This is a genomic window from Streptomyces cylindrosporus, from assembly GCF_022698165.1.
GTDB classification, from domain to species: domain Bacteria; phylum Actinomycetota; class Actinomycetes; order Streptomycetales; family Streptomycetaceae; genus Streptomyces; species Streptomyces cylindrosporus.
Window position 1 is genome coordinate 439,931 of the sequence record NZ_JALDAY010000005.1, and the last position, 15,853, is coordinate 455,783.

Sequence of the window (15,853 nt, forward strand, 5' to 3'; positions counted from 1 at the left end):
GGTCAGACCCGCGGCGCCCCGGTCACCGACATCACCAGGGAGTACAGCGAGGTCGTGGCCGTGATGAACAGGCGGTTGTTCTTCGGGCCGCCGAAGGTGATGTTGGAGGCCGTTTCGGGGACGAGGATGCGGCCGAGCAGGGTGCCGTCGGGGTCGTAGCAGTGGACGCCGTCCTCCAGGGCCGCGGCCCACAGCCGTCCCTGGTCGTCGAGACGGATGTTGTCGTAGTGGACGCCCTTCGCCGCCTCCGCGAAGACCCTGTCGCCCGACAGCGTGCCGTCCTCGGCCACGTCGAAGACGCGGATGCGCGCGGCCCGCGAGTCGGAGACGTACAGCCGCCGCTCGTCGGGGGACAGGATGACGCCGTTGGGGCCGTCGAAACCGTCCGCGGCGAGGTGCACCCGCCCGCTCACCGGATCGATCCGGTAGACGTTGCACGCGCCGATCTCCGACTCGGCGCGATGCCCCTCGTAGTCGCTCAGAATCCCGAAGTCCGGGTCGGAGAACCAGACCGTGCCGTCGGAGCGCACGACGGAGTCGTTCGGGCTGTTCAGCCGCTTGCCCGCGTAACGGTCGGCGAGGACCGTGAGCGAGCCGTCGGGCTCCGTGCGGGTCACCCGGCGGTTGCCCTGCTCACAGCTCACGAGCCGCCCCTGCCGGTCCACGGTGTTGCCGTTCACGTGCCCGGCGCCGGCCCGGAAGACGCTCACCGCGCCGCTGCCCTCGTCCCAGCGCAGCAGCCGGTCGTTCGGGATGTCGCTCCAGACCAGCTGCCGCCAGGCGGGCAGGTACACCGGCCCCTCGGCCCACCGGCACCCGTCGTACAGCACCTCCAGCCTGCCGTCGCCGTTCGTGCAGCGCCCGCTGCTGAAACGGTCGTCCAGGACCTCGTACAGCCCCTTGACGATATGACCCGGCATGACCGCCCACTTCCCCTCGCTGATGTCGCCGCTGTCGCCGCTGTCGATCAGGACGGGATGCAAGGTAACCCGGTCAGGCCCGCCGGGCGGCCGCCAACCGCTGGGCCAACCCGGGGATCCCCAGCCGCAGTTCCCGCTCCTGGCTCGCCCCGTGCAGCAGATTGCTCAGCTGGTAGGGGTCGGCGGCGAGGTCGTAGTACTCCCGGAACAGCACCTCACCGCTGCCCTTCGGACGGCCGGACCCGTCCAGCCGCGTCCGGTAGTACTCCGTGTACTGCTCGCCCTTGCCGATGTACGTCGCCCAGGTGTGGATCGGCTGCTTGTCCTGCCGGTTCCACCACCACTCGGCGAGCAGATGGGTGCGGTCGTTGCGCCGGTCGAGGAGGGAGTGGCCGTCGAGGGGGGTGTCCGGGGCGAGGCCGGCCGCGTCCAGGAAGGTCGGCGCGATGTCGACGTGCGCGGTGAGCCGGTCGTCGGTGCGGGCCTCGCCGAGACCGCCGGCGGGCCAGGACGCGAGGAAGGGCACCTCCAGACTCGGCCGGTACGGCACCGACTTGCGCAGCCAGCCGTGGTCCCCCCAGCACAGCCCGTGGTCGCTGGTGAACACGACGAGGGTGTTCTCCAGCTGCCCCAGCGACCGCAGCTTCTCGCGGAAGTCACGCATCGCGTCGTCCACCGACAGCAGCGTCCTCAACTGCCGCTCGCGCAGCGCCCGCCCCTGGGCGAGGGAGTGGTCGGCCCTGCGCAGGAACGGCGGCTTGTCGGCCTTGTCGCTCTCGAACACCGAGGGCCGCCCGTCCCAGTCGGGCACGCGCGCGTGCGCGTACCGCCGCTCCGGGATGTTCACCTCGTGCGCGCTGCGGGTGGCGACGTACGCGAACCAGGGCCGGTCGTCGACCCGGGACTGCTCGATGAAGGCGAGGGCGCGGTCCTTGATGACGGTCGTGTTGTAGCCGGGGATGTTCCGGACGATCCCGTTGTCGTTGTAGTGGCCGTTGTAGTACGCCACTGGCTCCTGGAGGAGCCACTCGTCGAAGTGCGGCGGGTTGTCGCCGGTGTGCCAGAAGTTGAGGTACTTGCCGAACAGCCCGGTGCGGTAGCCGGCCTCGTGCAGCCGCCGCTGGACGGTGGTGCGCTGGTCCAGGTGGTACGGGTGCCGGGTGTCGAGGACGCCGTGGTTGTGCGCGTACCGGCCCGACATGATCGAGGCCCGGGAGGGCGCGCACAGCGGGGTGTTGGCGTGCGCCCGGCCGAAGGTGGTGCCGTTCCCGCCGAGCCAGTCGAGCGTCTGCGGCAGGGCCCAGTCGGTCTCCTTCGGCTGGTCGTCGGTGAGCACGAAGAGGATGTTGGGCCGGTGGTCCGAACGGGGCCGTCGGTACGGGGTGGGGGAGGCGGCCCGGCTCACGGCGGGCGCGGCGGTGTGGGCGTGGCTGACGGCGGGGGTGCCGTCCTCTTTCCCGACGGCCCGCGCCACCAGCGGCACCGCCGCCCCGGCGGCCACCACGGCGGCCCCCGCGATCACGGCACGCCGGGCAGGCCCCCGCCGCTGCTCCTGGCTCATCGATGTCCCCAAGTCCCCGGCAAATCCCCGTAAGTCCCCGTAATGCGTCGCTTCGGCGCACACGCAACCTGTGAGCGAGCTTGCAGTGTGCAGGCCGTTCCTGTGAATGCGATTGCGGGATTACGACGATGAGCTTGCGGTGTTCTTTCGGTACCGAGCCCTGCCCGGACCCCGTGGGTGGGCCGAATGCCCAGCTCAACGCCCGATCGCTGACAGCGAACAGCACACGGGGAACATTGGTGGCCCGCCGTGCATTGAGTCGACATAACTCAACTTGGCTGCCGGAAGGAAAATCATGGCTTCGACGTCCGCAACGCTCACCCTGCCCGTGCTGCCGCTCGACGACGAGGTCGTGCTGCCCGGCATGGTGGTCCCGCTGGACCTGAACGACGCCGACGTACGCGCTGCGGTGGAGGCCGCCCAGGCCGCCGCCCGATCAGAACCCGGCAAGCCCCGGGTGCTGCTGGTCCCACGCATCGACGGCACCTACCCGGGCACCGGTGTGCTCGGCACCGTCGAGCAGGTCGGCCGGCTGGCCGACGGTGACCCCGGCGCCCTGATCCGCGGCCGTGGCCGCGTCCGTATCGGCGCCGGCACCACCGGCCCGGGCGCCGCCCTGTGGGTCGAGGGCACCCGTGTCGACGAGAAGACCCCCGAGCCCCTGCCGGGCCATGTCACCGAACTCGTCAAGGAGTACAAGGCCCTCGCCACCGCCTGGCTGCGCAAGCGCGGCGCCTGGCAGGTCGTGGACCGCGTCCAGGCCATCGACGACGTCTCCCAGCTCGCCGACAACTCCGGCTACTCGCCCTTCCTGACCACCGAGCAGAAGATCGAACTGCTGGAGACCGCCGACCCGGTGGCCCGCCTCAAGCTCGCCACCACCCAGCTGCGCGACCACCTCGCCGAGCAGGACGTCGCCGAGACCATCGCCAAGGACGTCCAGGAGGGCGTCGACAAGCAGCAGCGCGAGTTCCTGCTCCGCCGCCAGCTGGAAGCCGTACGCAAGGAACTGCGCGAGCTGAACGGCGAGAAGGACGGCGAGGAGTCCGACGACTACCGTGCCCGCGTCGAGGCCGCCGACCTGCCGGAGAAGGTCCGTGAGGCCGCGCTCAAGGAGGTCGACAAGCTGGAGCGGTCCTCCGACCAGTCGCCCGAGGGCTCCTGGATCCGCACCTGGCTGGACACCGTCCTCGAACTGCCGTGGAACTCCCGCACCGAGGACGCGTACGACATCCAGGGCGCCAAGGCGATCCTGGACGCCGAGCACGCGGGCCTGGAGGACGTGAAGGAGCGCATCACCGAGTACCTGGCGGTGCGCAAGCGCCGTACCGACCGCGGCCTCGGCGTGATCGGCGGCCGCCGCGGCGGTGCCGTCCTGGCGCTCGTCGGCCCGCCCGGCGTCGGCAAGACCTCGCTCGGCGAGTCCGTCGCGCACGCCATGGGCCGCAAGTTCGTCCGCGTCGCCCTCGGCGGCGTCCGCGACGAGGCGGAGATCCGCGGCCACCGCCGTACGTACGTCGGCGCGCTGCCCGGCCGTATCGTGCGGGCCGTCAAGGAGGCCGGGTCCATGAACCCGGTGGTCCTGCTCGACGAGATCGACAAGGTCGGCTCGGACTTCCGCGGCGACCCGGCCGCGGCCCTGCTCGAAGTCCTCGACCCGGCGCAGAACCACACCTTCCGCGACCACTACCTGGAGGTCGAACTCGACCTGTCCGACGTGGTGTTCCTGGCCACGGCGAACGTCCTGGAGGCCATCCCGGAGGCGCTGCTCGACCGCATGGAACTGGTCCGCCTGGACGGCTACACCGAGGACGAGAAGGTCGTCATCGCCCGCGACCACCTGCTCCCGCGCCAGCTGGAGCGGGCGGGGCTGGACAAGGACGAGGTGACCCTGGACGAGAGCGCCCTGCGCAAGCTGGCCGGCGAGTACACGCGCGAGGCGGGCGTCCGCACCCTGGAGCGCTCGATCGCGCGGCTGCTGCGCAAGGTCGCGGCACAGCACGAACTGGGCGACCGCGAACTGCCGTTCACCATCACGGACGCCGACCTGCGCGCCCTGATCGGCCGCCCGCACCACGTCCCCGAGTCCGCCCAGGACCCGGCGGAGCGGCGCACGGCGGTACCGGGTGTCGCCACCGGCCTCGCGGTCACCGGCGCCGGCGGAGACGTGTTGTTCGTGGAGGCGTCCCTCGCGGACCCGGAGACGGGCGCGGCGGGTCTGACCCTGACGGGCCAACTGGGCGACGTGATGAAGGAGTCGGCGCAGATCGCGCTGAGCTTCCTGCGCAGTCACGGCGCGGAGCTGGAACTCCCGGTGGCCGACCTGAAGGACCGGGGTGTGCACATCCACTTCCCGGCGGGCGCGGTCCCGAAGGACGGCCCGAGCGCGGGCGTCACGATGACGACGGCGCTGGCGTCGCTGCTGTCCGGCCGGCTGGTCCGCACGGACGTGGCGATGACGGGCGAGGTCTCCCTGACCGGGCGGGTCCTCCCGATCGGCGGCGTGAAGCAGAAGCTGCTGGCGGCACACCGCGCCGGCGTCACGACGGTGATCATCCCGAAGCGCAACGAAGCCGACCTGGACGACGTCCCGACGGAGGTCCTCGACAAGCTCGACGTCCACGCCGTCACGGACGTCCGCCAGGTCCTGGAACTGGCCCTCGCGCCCGCGACGAGCGACGCGAAGCCGGAGGTTCCGGTGGCGGCGTGACGGACGCCACCGGATAGGGGAAGGCCCGGGTCCCGTGAGGGAGGCCCGGGCCTTCTCCGTAAGCCGATGTAAGCCGATGCGTCAGCCGTTGGCTCAGCCGTTGGCGAGGGCGACGACCCGGTCCAGCGCCCCGTTGAACTTGTCGTGGTCGCCGACCGTCGGTCCGGACGAGGTGTACTGCCACATCGTGTAGTACGACCACCCCGCCGGCAGCGTCCCCACGTCCGACGCGTAGCGCGCGATCCACAACGGGTTGGCGGACGCGAAGCCGGAGTAGTTGCCGGTGCAGTCGGTCCACCAGCTGGTGGCCGTGTAGATGACCGCGTCCCGGCCGGTCCGGGCCTTGTACGTGTTCAGGAAATCCGCGATCCAGCTGACCATCGCGCTCTGCGACTTGCCGTAGCAGGCGGCGCCGTACGGGTTCCACTCGATGTCCAGGGCGCCGGGGAGGGTCTTGCCGTCCTTGGACCAGCCGCCACCGTGGTCGACGAAGTAGTTGGCCTGGGTGGCGCCGCTCGTGGTGTCGGGGGTGGCGAAGTGGTAGGCGCCGCGGATCATGCCGACGTTGTAAGAGCCGTTGTACTGCTGGGCGAAGTAGGGGTTCGTGTAGTACGTCCCTTCGGTCGCCTTGGTGTACGCCCATTTGACCCCGCTGCTCCACAGGGTCGACCAGGCGACGTTGCCCTGGTAGCTGGCAACGTCCACACCCTCGGTCTGGGTGGCGTCGCCGGTGGACGGGGTGCCGTTGCTGCCGTCGTGGGCGAGTACGCCCATGCCCATGTAGGCGGAGCCGCGGGACGGCGTCGTCGCCGCGTCGGCGGGGGCGGTGAGGGCGAGGGTGAGGGTGAGGGTGGCGAGCAGGAGTCCGGCGAGGAAGAGGCGCCGGGGGCGGAGCGGGTTCGGTCTGTGCACGGGCATGGCGTGCCTCCGAAGGCTCGGTGATGCTCGGTGGGGGGAAACGCCGACGACGCTACGCACGTAGAGAAGCGGGTGTGAAGAGGGGGTGGAGGCTGCCGTTGGTCTAGCCCTGCGAAATACTTGTGGAGCTGCGGCGATGACGGGGTCTGGCGGAAACTTTCAGGTACGGGAAAACCGAGGCAGGGGCTGACGTGCACGAAGGCGGAAACGGCGGGGAACGCCGCGGAGAGGCGCAGGCGTCGCCGAGTGGTGCAGACCAGGAGTACCTGTCCCTGGAGCGCGAACTGACGATCCTGTTCCGGCGGGCCCGCGCCAACCAGGGCGAGATGGCCCGCGAGGTCCACCCGGACCTGGAGTCGGCGGCGTACGGCCTGCTCATCCGGCTGGACGAGTGCGGCCGCCAGCGGGCGACGGAACTCGCCGGGTACATCGGCGTCGGCAAGGCCACCATGTCCCGCCAGCTGCGCGCCCTGGAGGACCTAGGCCTGGTCGCCCGCGAGCCCGATCCGGCCGACGGCCGCGCCTGGCTGGTCCACCTCACGGAGGAGGGCCGCGCCCGCGTGAGCAAGGTCCGGGACGCACGGCGAGGCCGGTACGTCAGCCAGCTGGCCCACTGGGACCGGCGCGAGGTGTCGGAACTGGCGCGGTTGCTGGGGCAGTTGAACCGGGTGATGGAGCGGTAGGAACGGGCGTTCGGGAGACCGGAGCCGTCGATGCGACGTGGGTCCGTCATCGTGCTTTCGGCCGCCGCCCGCCCTCCCTCTCCCTCCTTGCGCGGGGCGGTCACAGCTCCGCGTACACCACCGACGCGTCGTCGTGCGTCTTGCTCCGTCGCAGGTACGCCCGCTTCTCCGCGTCCCTCCGCTCCAGCTCCCGTACCCGGTCCACGAGCGCCTGTGCCCCCTCCTTCCGCACGAACCGGAAGCAGTCCGCCCAGTCGCCCTCCCGGAACTTCTCCACCCACCGCGTCGCCCCGTCCGTCATGCCCAGCAGGGCCCGTACGGTGGCCCGCGGCAGCGTGCCCGTGACCGCCCGCTCCGCCACCGACGGGTCCGCCGCCGCCGTGTAGAAGCCGCCCTCCTTGTTGCGGACGTTGGCGTCCACCAGGGCGTCCGTCGCCAGGGCCGAGCGGGGGAGGCGGGACAGGCGGTCGTCCAGTACGGCCGTCACCGAGCCCTCCGATGACTCCACGAGGAGGGCCGAGTCCGACAGGACCAGGTACTCGACCGTCTCCGGCGACCAGCGCGCCGTGACCACCGTGGCCTGTGGGGTGCGCGGGTGAGAAAGGTCACAGGCCTCGGCATGTGCTTCAGCTGTGCGAGCGATCGCCCGCGCGAGGGCCCCGGCCAGCGGAACATCCGGGCGGGAAACGGTCAGTTCGGTCAGGGCGCCGCCCAGCCGGGCGACGTACCAGGGGACGGAATGCAGACACCCGGTCCCGTCGCGCGGCGGCGTCACTCCGTCCAGGATCACCAGGGCGCCGCCCTGGCCGGAGGCGGGCAGGACGACGGCGGCGAAGTCCTCGTTGGGGCGGTCCGGGTCGCCGGGCTCCGAGACAAGTTCCGTACGCATTCGGCCAGTCTGCACGACGTCTCCACAGGCTTCACCAAAGGCGGGCAACGGTCGCCGAATTGACGCACCCGCGCAGGTCAGGCGCCTGATTTGGGGTGGAATTCGGCCTTCCGGGAATGCGCGGCGGCATATGCTCCCACCGCTCGGCGAAGACGTCCAACCGGCCCGCCCGGAAGGGCCTGTGAAGACGTCGGAGGAACTTGCTCGCCAACTCCCCTCCGATGTTCACTCCTTCGGGTGGCGGGTCAGGTGATGCGCGGCCACTGCCCACGGGAGTTGGGAGGGTCGGGAGCCGTATCGGGTGCACGTATTGTCGACGAGAGTTGACGGAACGTCACCAAGGCCCAGGGGATCACGAGTCAGGAATGCGAGCACCGGTGCAGAAGACGCGGCCTCGTCGCACAGACAGCACAGGCAGCACAGGCAAGCAGACGGCCTCCGCAGGGGGGCCGGAACCCGCTTCCGCCACCGTCACCGGCAAGGGCCGGCCCACCCACGTACGCAACCGGCTGATCGTCGCCGTGGCCGTGGTGGCCGCCGCCATCGCCGGCGCCGGAGCCCCGTCCGTGCTCGCCGCCTCCGGGCAGCTGAAGGACTCCCAGGACCTGGTGACCCTGGCCGAGCAGACCCAGGACGCCCTCGCGCTGGCCCACTCGCTCGCCGACGAGCGGGACGAGGTCACCACGTACATCGCGGCCGGCCGCGCCAAGTCCAAGGCGCCCTCCGAGCAGCGCAGCGCCCGCGTCGACCGGCAGGTCGAGGAACTGCGCGCCGACCCGGACCTCCCGAGCGACCTGCGCGGCGACCTCGACGGCATCGACGCCCTGCGCCGGGCCGCGCTCACCGGCAAGAGCAGCGTCCTGGAGGCGCACGACGCCTACTCGGCCGCCATCACCGACCTGCACGGGCTCGCGGAGCGACTCGCCGAGCGGATGCCGTCGAGGGCCGGTTCGGGGGCGTACTCGCTCGCCGAGCTCGACTCCGCCGTACAGCAGTCGGCCGCCGCCCGCGGGCTGCTGCTCGCCGCGCTCAGCGTGCCGCGGACCACCCAGACCGTCATCAGCCCCGTCACCGGCCTGCCGACCACCACGACCAGCTCCTCGGCCGCCGACACCAAGACCCGCGACGCGCTGACGGCCGCCGCCCAGCAGGCCCGGGTCCGCTCCGACGCGGCCCTTACCGACTTCCGCGAGACCGCCCCCAAGGCGGCCCGGAACTCGTACGACAGCACGGTCACCGGCCCCGAGGTGAACTCCGCCGAGAAGTACCTGGCGTCCCTCACCGACCAGCCGACCCTCTCCACGTCCGAACTCGACACCAGCGCGACCAAGGTCGACGACGCCCTCTCCGCGCGCGTCGAGCTGATGCGCGGCGCCGAGTCGGCCCTCTACGAGCGCCGCACCAAGGACCTCGCCCGGCTGCGCGACGATGACGTCACCGCGCTGGAGATCCGTGTCGCGGTCCTCGGCGCCCTGATGCTGGTCGCCGTCGGCATCGCCACGGCCATGGCCCGCACCCTCACCCGCCCCCTCTCGGTGCTGCGCCGCGGCTCGGCACGCCTGGCCGAGGCCGAGAACCCCGCCGCCGAGGAACCGGTCACCTTCACCGGCCGCAACGACGAGTTCGCCCAGGTCGTACGCTCCGTCAACGCCCTGCACGCGCACGCCGCCGCCCTGCACGAGCGCATCGCCACGCTGGAGTCCGACCGCAAGCACCTGGTCGGCCAGCGCCAGAAGATGGCCGACGCCCGCGAGGAACTGCGCGCCGAACTCGCCGACTCCGCAGCTCAGTTGGAGCGGCTGCGGGACAGCATCGGCGGCACCTTCGTGAACCTCTCGCTGCGCACGCTCGGCCTCGTCGAGCGCCAACTGGCCGTCATCGAGGGCCTGGAGGAGCGCGAGCAGGACCCCGAGCGGCTGGCCACCCTCTTCAAGCTCGACCACTTCGCCACGGTCATGCGCCGCCACAGCGAGAACCTCCTCGTCCTCGCCGGCACCGAACACGTCCAGCAGCACGCGGGCCCGGTCCCGCTGGTCGACGTCGTCCGGGCGGCGGTCAGCGAGATCGAGCGTTACGAGCGTGTCCGCATCGCGGCCCTGCCGCCGCACGCCCATGTGGCCGGCTTCGCCGCGGACGACCTCTCGCACCTCCTCGCCGAACTGATGGAGAACGCCACCTCCTTCTCCCCGCCGGACATGCCGGTCGAGGTCTCCGGCTGGCTGCTGGAGAACGGCGAGGTCATGCTCTCCGTCCAGGACGAGGGCATCGGCATGACGCCGGACCGCATGGTCCGCCTCAACGCCCGCCTGACCGACTTCGACCCCGAGTCCCCGTACGACCAGGAGGGCGAGGAGGGCCTGGGCCTCGGCCTCTACGTCGTCGCCCGCCTGGCCCACCGGCACGGCGTCCGCGTGCAGCTGCGCGAGCAGAAGCAGGGCGGGGTGGCGGCGGTGGTGGTCCTACCGAAGCCTCTACTGGCACCGGCCCCGTCATCGGCGATCCCGACATCCCCCTCCCACCTCCCCGGCACCCCCCACACCTTCACCCTCCCGGGCGCCGACGCGGAAGCCAACTCCAACGTCCTCCCGACCCGCCCGAAGACGGACCCCTTGGTGGCCCTGGCGGAGAAGGCGGTACAGGAGGAGGCGGTTCGGGACGAGAAGGCGGTACGGGAGGGGGCGGCGGGGGAGGAGCCCGCGGAGAGGAGGTCGACGGGGGAGAGGCCGGCGGAGACGAGGTCGGCCGGGGAGCGGGAATCGGCGGGGGAGCGCCCGGCGCAAGAGGGGCCGACGGTTGGGATCGAGTCGGCGGGGGAGAGGCCGGCGGAGCCACAAGCGCCGACGGCCACGACGATCGATGCCGAGCCGGCGGCCACTGAGCCCGGTGCGGTACCGGTTCCCGGTCGAGCGCCGACGCCGGAACGCCCCTCCGAAACCACGATGGAACTCCTGGCGCCGGTCCCGGCAGAGAAAGAGCCCCTGCCCCAGGGCCCGCACGCCGAACCGGCCGCGCAGGCTGGGCCCGCCGCGCACGCTGAACCCGCCGCGCAGGCTGGGCCCGTCCTGCACGATGAGCCCGCCCCAGACGCTGGGCCTGCTGCGCACGCGGGGCCCATCCAGCACGATGAGCTTGCCCCGCACGTTGGTCCCGCCCTGCACGCCGAACCCGCCGCGCACGCTGAACCCGCCGCGCAGGCTGGGCCCGTCCTGCACGATGAGCCCGCCCCATACGCTGCGCCTACTGCGCACGCGGGGCCCACCCCGCACGATGAGCCCGCCCCACATGCTGGGCCCGCCCCGCACGCTGGGCCCGCCCCGCACGCCGAACCCGCCGTAGACGCTGGGCCCACCCCGCATAACGGGCCGGCCATTGACGCTTGGCTCACCCCTGCCGACGAGCCCGCCATCGCCGCTGGGCTCACCCCGCCCGACGGGCCGTTCACTCATGCCCGTTCGGCGCCCACCCCGGCCCGCTCCGTGCCCACCCACCCCCAACCCGCGGCCGCCGACGGTGATTTCGCCCCGCTGGGGCCACCCGCACCCGACCACGAAAGTCGCACGGGTGGGGCGGGTGGGCACGGCACCGAACACACCCGCACCGCCGACGACGAAGAGCCCCTCACCGCCAAGGGCCTCCCCAAGCGCACCCCCAGGATCACCGCCCCCGCCCCACCCCCGCGCCAGCGCAGCGGCAGCGTCGACGCCGAGGCTCTCCGCCGCAGGCTCGGCGGCTTCCGTCGCGGCGCCGCCGCCGGCTACCGCGACGTAGAGGCGGAGATCGCCGAACAGACCGCTCAGAACAAGGTGCCGGCCACCGAACCAGCCGTATCCGAATCAGCCGTATCCGAAGAAGCCACGGGGGGCACTGTCGAGGAGGCAAGCAGTTGACCGCGCCCAGTACCTTCGGACTCAGCAGTGAGGCCCGCAACCTGCACTGGCTGCTGACGAACCTGGTCGAGGAGGTGCCGGGCATCCAGTCAGTAGCGGTGGTCTCGTCGGACGGCCTGCTCCTGCTCTCCTCCGACCCGGGCCGAAACGAGGAGGCCCGCGCCAAGACCCCGCAGAGCAGGGGCCCCCGGGGTTCCTCCGCCGACCTCGCCACCATCGTCTCCGGCATCGGCAGCCTCACCATCGGCGCCGCCAAGCTGATGGACTCCGGCGCCGTGAAGCACACGATGGTCGCGATGGACGAGGGCAGCCTGTTCGTGATGTCGATCAGCGACGGCTCCCTGCTCGGTGTGCACGGCTCCGCGGACTGCGACATGAGCGTGGTGGCGTACCACATGGCCCTGTTCGTCGGCCGCGCCGGCCACGTGCTGACCCCCGAACTCCGCAGCGAGCTACGGAAATCACTGGAGCAGGAGTCCGCCGGGAGCGCCCGATGACGAAGCCGCCGAAGCCCAAGCCGAGCAAACAGACGCTCCCCGTCCGCGGCGGCGACCGCAAGCCCGCCCGCGTCCGCCCGTACTCGCTCACCGGCGGCCGTACCCGCTTCGGGCATGTCCTCCTGGTCGAGACCTTCGTGGCGGCCCTCGAAGCGCCGGAGGAGCGCAAGGAACTGACGAATGGTTCCCTCAGCACCCGGGTCATGCCCGAGATGCAGGCCATCGTCGAACTCTGCCGCCGTATGCGCACGGTGGCCGAGATCGCCGCGATGCTGAAGATGCCGCTCGGCGTGGTCCGCGTGCTGCTCAGCGACCTCGCGGACCAGGGAAAGATCCGTGTGTACGGCACCGGGACGGGCCACGGGACCGGCCGACCCGACCGCGCTCTGCTGGAAAGGGTGCTCAGTGGACTCCGTCGCCTTTAGAGACACCGCCTTTGGGGACACCGCCTTCGCGGACACCGCGGACACCGACGAGGACCTGAAGTCCTGGCAGACGGACCGCACCCGCGCCCCCATCGCCACGAAGATAGTCGTGGCGGGAGGCTTCGGCGTCGGCAAGACCACCCTCGTCACCGCCGTCTCGGAGATCACCCCGCTCCAGACCGAGGCGCTGATGACCGAGGCGAGCGAGGAGACCGACGACCTCACCGCCACGCCCGGCAAGCTGACCACCACCGTGGCCATGGACTTCGGCCGCCTCACGCTCGACGACGACCTGGTGCTCTACCTGTTCGGCACACCGGGCCAGCAGCGGTTCTGGTTCATGTGGGACGACCTGGTGCGCGGCGCCATCGGCGCGGTCGTGATGGCCGACACCCGGCGGCTGAAGGACTGCTTCCCCGCGCTCGACTACTTCGAGAGCTGCGGACTGCCGTACGTCGTCGCGGTCAACCACTTCGACGGCAGCGAGCGCTTCGAACCGGAGGACGTGCGGGAGGCGTTGACGATCCCCGCGCACATACCTGTAATGATCATGGATGCGCGGCGGCGGATCTCGGTCATCGAGACCCTCCTGTCCCTCGTCGCCCACGCGCTCGACGAAACACCGGAGTAGGAGTACAGCCCCGTATGCGGAAGATACTCGTCGTAGGAGCCGGCCAGTCCGGTCTCCAGCTCGCCCTCGGCCTCCAGTCGCACGGGTACGAGGTCACCCTGATGTCGAACCGGACGGCGGACGAGATCCGCTCCGGCCGCGTCATGTCGACGCAGTGCATGTTCCACACGGCGCTGCAGCACGAGCGCGATCTCCAGCTGAACTTCTGGGAGTCCCAGGCCCCGAAGATCGAAGGACTCGGCGTCTCGGTGGCGGCCCCGGGATCATGGGGCGAGGGTCCGGCCGCCCGGGCCATCGACTGGGTGGGCAGGCTCGACGGGTACGCGCAGTCGGTCGACCAGCGGGTGAAGATGGCCGGCTGGATGGAGACCTTCGCGCAGCGCGGCGGCCAGCTGGTCATCCACGGCGCGGCCGTCTCCGACCTCGACTACTTCTCCCGTACGTACGACCTCGTGCTGGTCTCGGCGGGCAAGGGCGAGCTGGTGTCGATGTTCGGCCGGGACGCGTCCCGTTCGCCGTACAGCGAGCCGCAGCGGGCCCTCGCCGTCTCCTACGTGCACGGCCTCGGCCCGCGCCCGGAGCACCCGGACTACTACGCGGTCCGCTGCAACCTGGTCCCCGGCGTCGGCGAGCTCTTCGTCATGCCGACGCTGACCACCTCGGGACCGGCCGACATCCTGTTCTGGGAGGGCATACCCGGCGGCCCGCTCGACGTCTTCAACGGCGTCAAGGACCCGGCGGAGCACCTCTCCCTGACCCTGGAACTCATGGAGCGGTACACGCCCTGGGAGCACGCGCGGGCCACGAAGGTCGAACTGACGGACGCGGGCGGCACGTTGGCCGGCCGGTACGCCCCCACCGTCCGCAACCCGATCGGCCGCCTCCCCGGCGGCGGCCTGGTCCTCGGCGTCGCGGACGTCGTGGTCGCCAACGACCCGATCACCGGCCAGGGCTCCAACTCGGCGTCCAAGTGCGCCGCTTCGTACCTCGCCTCGATCCTCGACCACGGCGAGAAGGAGTTCGACGAGGCCTGGATGCGGGCGACCTTCGAGCGCTACTGGGACACCGCCCGGCACGTCACCAAGTGGACCAACGCGATGCTGGCCCCGCCGCCGGAGCACATCCTGGGTCTCATCGGCGCGGCAGGGCAGTTGCCCCCGGTCGCCGACCGCTTCGCCAACGGCTTCGACGACCCGGCCGACTTCGAGAACTTCTTCTACGAGCCCGAGAAGACCGAGGCCTACCTCGCCTCGGTCACCGGGGCCGCCTGATCGCCGTCCGGCCGCACGGCTCCGAGAATCGGGTAGGAGGCGACGGGCGAGACCTTCACCTGCTCGCCGGTCCTCGGAGCCTGCACCACCATGCCCGCGCCCAGATACATCGCCACATGGGTGGCCTCGGGGAAGTAGACCACCAGGTCACCGGGCCGCAGATCCCGCACCGGCACCCGCGGCAGCCGCGCCCACTGCTCCTGGCTGGTCCGCGGAATCGGCCGCCCCGCATGCCCCCAGGCCTGTGACGTCAGCCCCGAGCAGTCGTACGACTCCGGCCCCTCCGCCCCCCACTCGTACGGCTTCCCGAGCTGCTGCACGGCGTACCGCACGGCCCGATCGCCCTCACGCGAGGGCTCGCTCTCCGCACCGGGCGCCCCGGAGGCCATGAACTGCTGCTGGGCCTTCGCGACCCCTTGCTTCTCCAACTTCCCTACGGCGGCGACCTGTTCGGGAGAGAGCGAGACGAGCAGCTCCTCGACGTCCTTCAGCCGCTTCTCCACCTCGTCCCGTTCCCTCTTCTGCCGCTCGGCGAGGGAGAGCTGACCGTCGAGCGCCTTGCGGGCCGCCCGGGCCAGTTCGGCGGCCTTCTTCTCGCTCCCGGTGAGCCGCCCGACCGTCTCGGCCCGCTCCCGCGCCAACTGCCCGATCACATGGCCCTCGTCGAGCGCCTGCTGCGGATCACGGGCGAGCAGCAGCCGGACGTACGGCGAGATGGCCGTGCTGTTCTGGTACTGCTGCCGGGCCAGCCGCCCCGCCGCCCCCCGGCTGTCGTGCAGGGAGAGCCGGGCGCGGGCCAGTTCCCGGTCCAGCCGGTCGACGTCGGCGCGCTGCTTCCTCAGCTTCTCCGCGGTCCCGTTGTAGGTCTCGGTGGCCTGCTCGGCCTCCCGGTACAGCCGCTGAAGGTCCGTCAGCAGCTGGGAGACGGACCGTTCTCCGGCCCCGGGCGGCGCCGGTACGGCCGCGGCGGGCAGCGGCGCGAGGACCGTGCCGGCCGCCAGCGCCGCCGTACACACCAGACGCAGAAGCCTTCCTGACACGTCATCACCTCCGGTGCGGGCAGCCCCTCTGCTCCGCACCGCGAGCTTCAGACGGATGCTCGCGCTTCGCGCGCCGGACGTACGCGGTTCGGCGCAACCGCGTCACCCGTCGGTGTCGTCCGGCTTGCCGCCCGGCGTGGCGTCCGGCCTGCTGTCCGGTTTCGACCAGGGCCACCTCGGCCGGCCCTCGTCCGGCCCGGCCCCGGGGTCGTACTCGTACTTCCAGCCCTGCTGGATCCCCAGCCGTTTGCTGTACCCGCGCGGCACGCGCCGGTAGACGAGCACGGTGTCGGGGCCGCCGGCCGGGTCGGGCACCGGGATGCGGTAGATCTTCGGCGGATGCCCGGTGGCACCGGCGAGGACGGGCAGCACACGGCCGTCCATCGGCCCACCCTCGAAGGGGATCGGTTCGCTCTTCACG

13 protein-coding genes are annotated in these 15,853 nt (G+C 71.5%); 7 read left to right on the top strand and 6 right to left on the bottom strand.

The features are described from left to right. Nucleotides 1–2: 2 nt before the first annotated feature. On the bottom strand, nt 3–920 hold the full coding sequence (locus MQP27_RS18340) for an SMP-30/gluconolactonase/LRE family protein (protein ID WP_242766540.1): 918 nt from the start codon (nt 918–920) through the stop codon (nt 3–5). Between the two features lie 73 nt (nt 921–993). Next, nucleotides 994–2,481, bottom strand: coding sequence for a sulfatase family protein (locus MQP27_RS18345; RefSeq protein WP_242766266.1), 1,488 nt, complete (start codon nt 2,479–2,481; stop codon nt 994–996). A 295-nt stretch (nt 2,482–2,776) separates the two neighbouring features. Here MQP27_RS18345 and lon point away from each other — a divergent pair, with 295 nt between their 5' ends. After that, entirely contained in the window at nt 2,777–5,191 is a 2,415-nt protein-coding gene (gene lon / locus MQP27_RS18350) for an endopeptidase La (RefSeq protein ID WP_242766267.1), read from the top strand. Nucleotides 5,192–5,284: 93 nt separating this feature from the next. On the opposite strand, the gene MQP27_RS18355 is transcribed toward lon, so the two are convergent. Then, nucleotides 5,285–6,109 carry a lysozyme gene (locus MQP27_RS18355; protein WP_242766268.1) on the bottom strand — a complete coding sequence of 275 codons (825 nt, stop codon included), beginning with the start codon at nt 6,107–6,109 and terminating at the stop codon, nt 5,285–5,287. Nucleotides 6,110–6,300: 191 nt separating this feature from the next. Here MQP27_RS18355 and MQP27_RS18360 point away from each other — a divergent pair, with 191 nt between their 5' ends. Next, nucleotides 6,301–6,792: a MarR family winged helix-turn-helix transcriptional regulator gene (locus tag MQP27_RS18360; protein WP_242766269.1), complete on the top strand. Its 492-nt coding sequence runs from the start codon at nt 6,301–6,303 to the stop codon at nt 6,790–6,792. Between the two features lie 100 nt (nt 6,793–6,892). On the opposite strand, the gene MQP27_RS18365 is transcribed toward MQP27_RS18360, so the two are convergent. Then, nucleotides 6,893–7,681 (bottom strand): protein phosphatase 2C domain-containing protein, encoded by a 789-nt coding sequence (locus MQP27_RS18365; RefSeq protein ID WP_242766270.1) that lies wholly within the window; start codon nt 7,679–7,681, stop codon nt 6,893–6,895. A gap of 377 nt (nt 7,682–8,058) precedes the next feature. Here MQP27_RS18365 and MQP27_RS18370 point away from each other — a divergent pair, with 377 nt between their 5' ends. From MQP27_RS18370 to MQP27_RS18390, 5 genes are read left to right on the top strand one after another with little or no spacing between them, the layout of a single operon-like run. Continuing rightward, nucleotides 8,059–11,568 carry a sensor histidine kinase gene (locus MQP27_RS18370; RefSeq protein ID WP_443735755.1) on the top strand — a complete coding sequence of 1,170 codons (3,510 nt, stop codon included), beginning with the start codon at nt 8,059–8,061 and terminating at the stop codon, nt 11,566–11,568. Continuing rightward, on the top strand, nt 11,565–12,065 hold the full coding sequence (locus MQP27_RS18375) for a roadblock/LC7 domain-containing protein (protein ID WP_242766272.1): 501 nt from the start codon (nt 11,565–11,567) through the stop codon (nt 12,063–12,065). Before MQP27_RS18370 ends, MQP27_RS18375 begins: the two co-directional genes overlap by 4 nt. Further along, a complete protein-coding gene (locus tag MQP27_RS18380) occupies nt 12,062–12,490 on the top strand; it encodes a DUF742 domain-containing protein (RefSeq protein WP_242766273.1) in 429 nt (142 codons plus the stop codon). Before MQP27_RS18375 ends, MQP27_RS18380 begins: the two co-directional genes overlap by 4 nt. Beyond that, complete coding sequence (locus MQP27_RS18385) at nt 12,471–13,121, top strand: GTP-binding protein (RefSeq protein WP_372511224.1); 651 nt, start codon at nt 12,471–12,473, stop codon at nt 13,119–13,121. The genes MQP27_RS18380 and MQP27_RS18385 overlap by 20 nt, the downstream gene beginning before the upstream one ends. Nucleotides 13,122–13,135: 14 nt before the next feature. Beyond that, entirely contained in the window at nt 13,136–14,392 is a 1,257-nt protein-coding gene (locus MQP27_RS18390; protein ID WP_242766274.1) for a styrene monooxygenase/indole monooxygenase family protein, read from the top strand. On the opposite strand, the gene MQP27_RS18395 is transcribed toward MQP27_RS18390, so the two are convergent. Both MQP27_RS18395 and MQP27_RS18400 read right to left on the bottom strand, forming a co-directional pair. Next, a complete protein-coding gene (locus tag MQP27_RS18395) occupies nt 14,362–15,432 on the bottom strand; it encodes a C40 family peptidase (RefSeq protein ID WP_242766275.1) in 1,071 nt (356 codons plus the stop codon). The two genes, MQP27_RS18390 and MQP27_RS18395, sit on opposite strands and share 31 nt — an antisense overlap. 102 nt (nt 15,433–15,534) lie before the next feature. After that, nucleotides 15,535–15,852 (bottom strand): DUF8847 domain-containing protein, encoded by a 318-nt coding sequence (locus MQP27_RS18400; RefSeq protein WP_242766276.1) that lies wholly within the window; start codon nt 15,850–15,852, stop codon nt 15,535–15,537. Between the last annotated feature and the right edge of the window lies 1 nt (nt 15,853).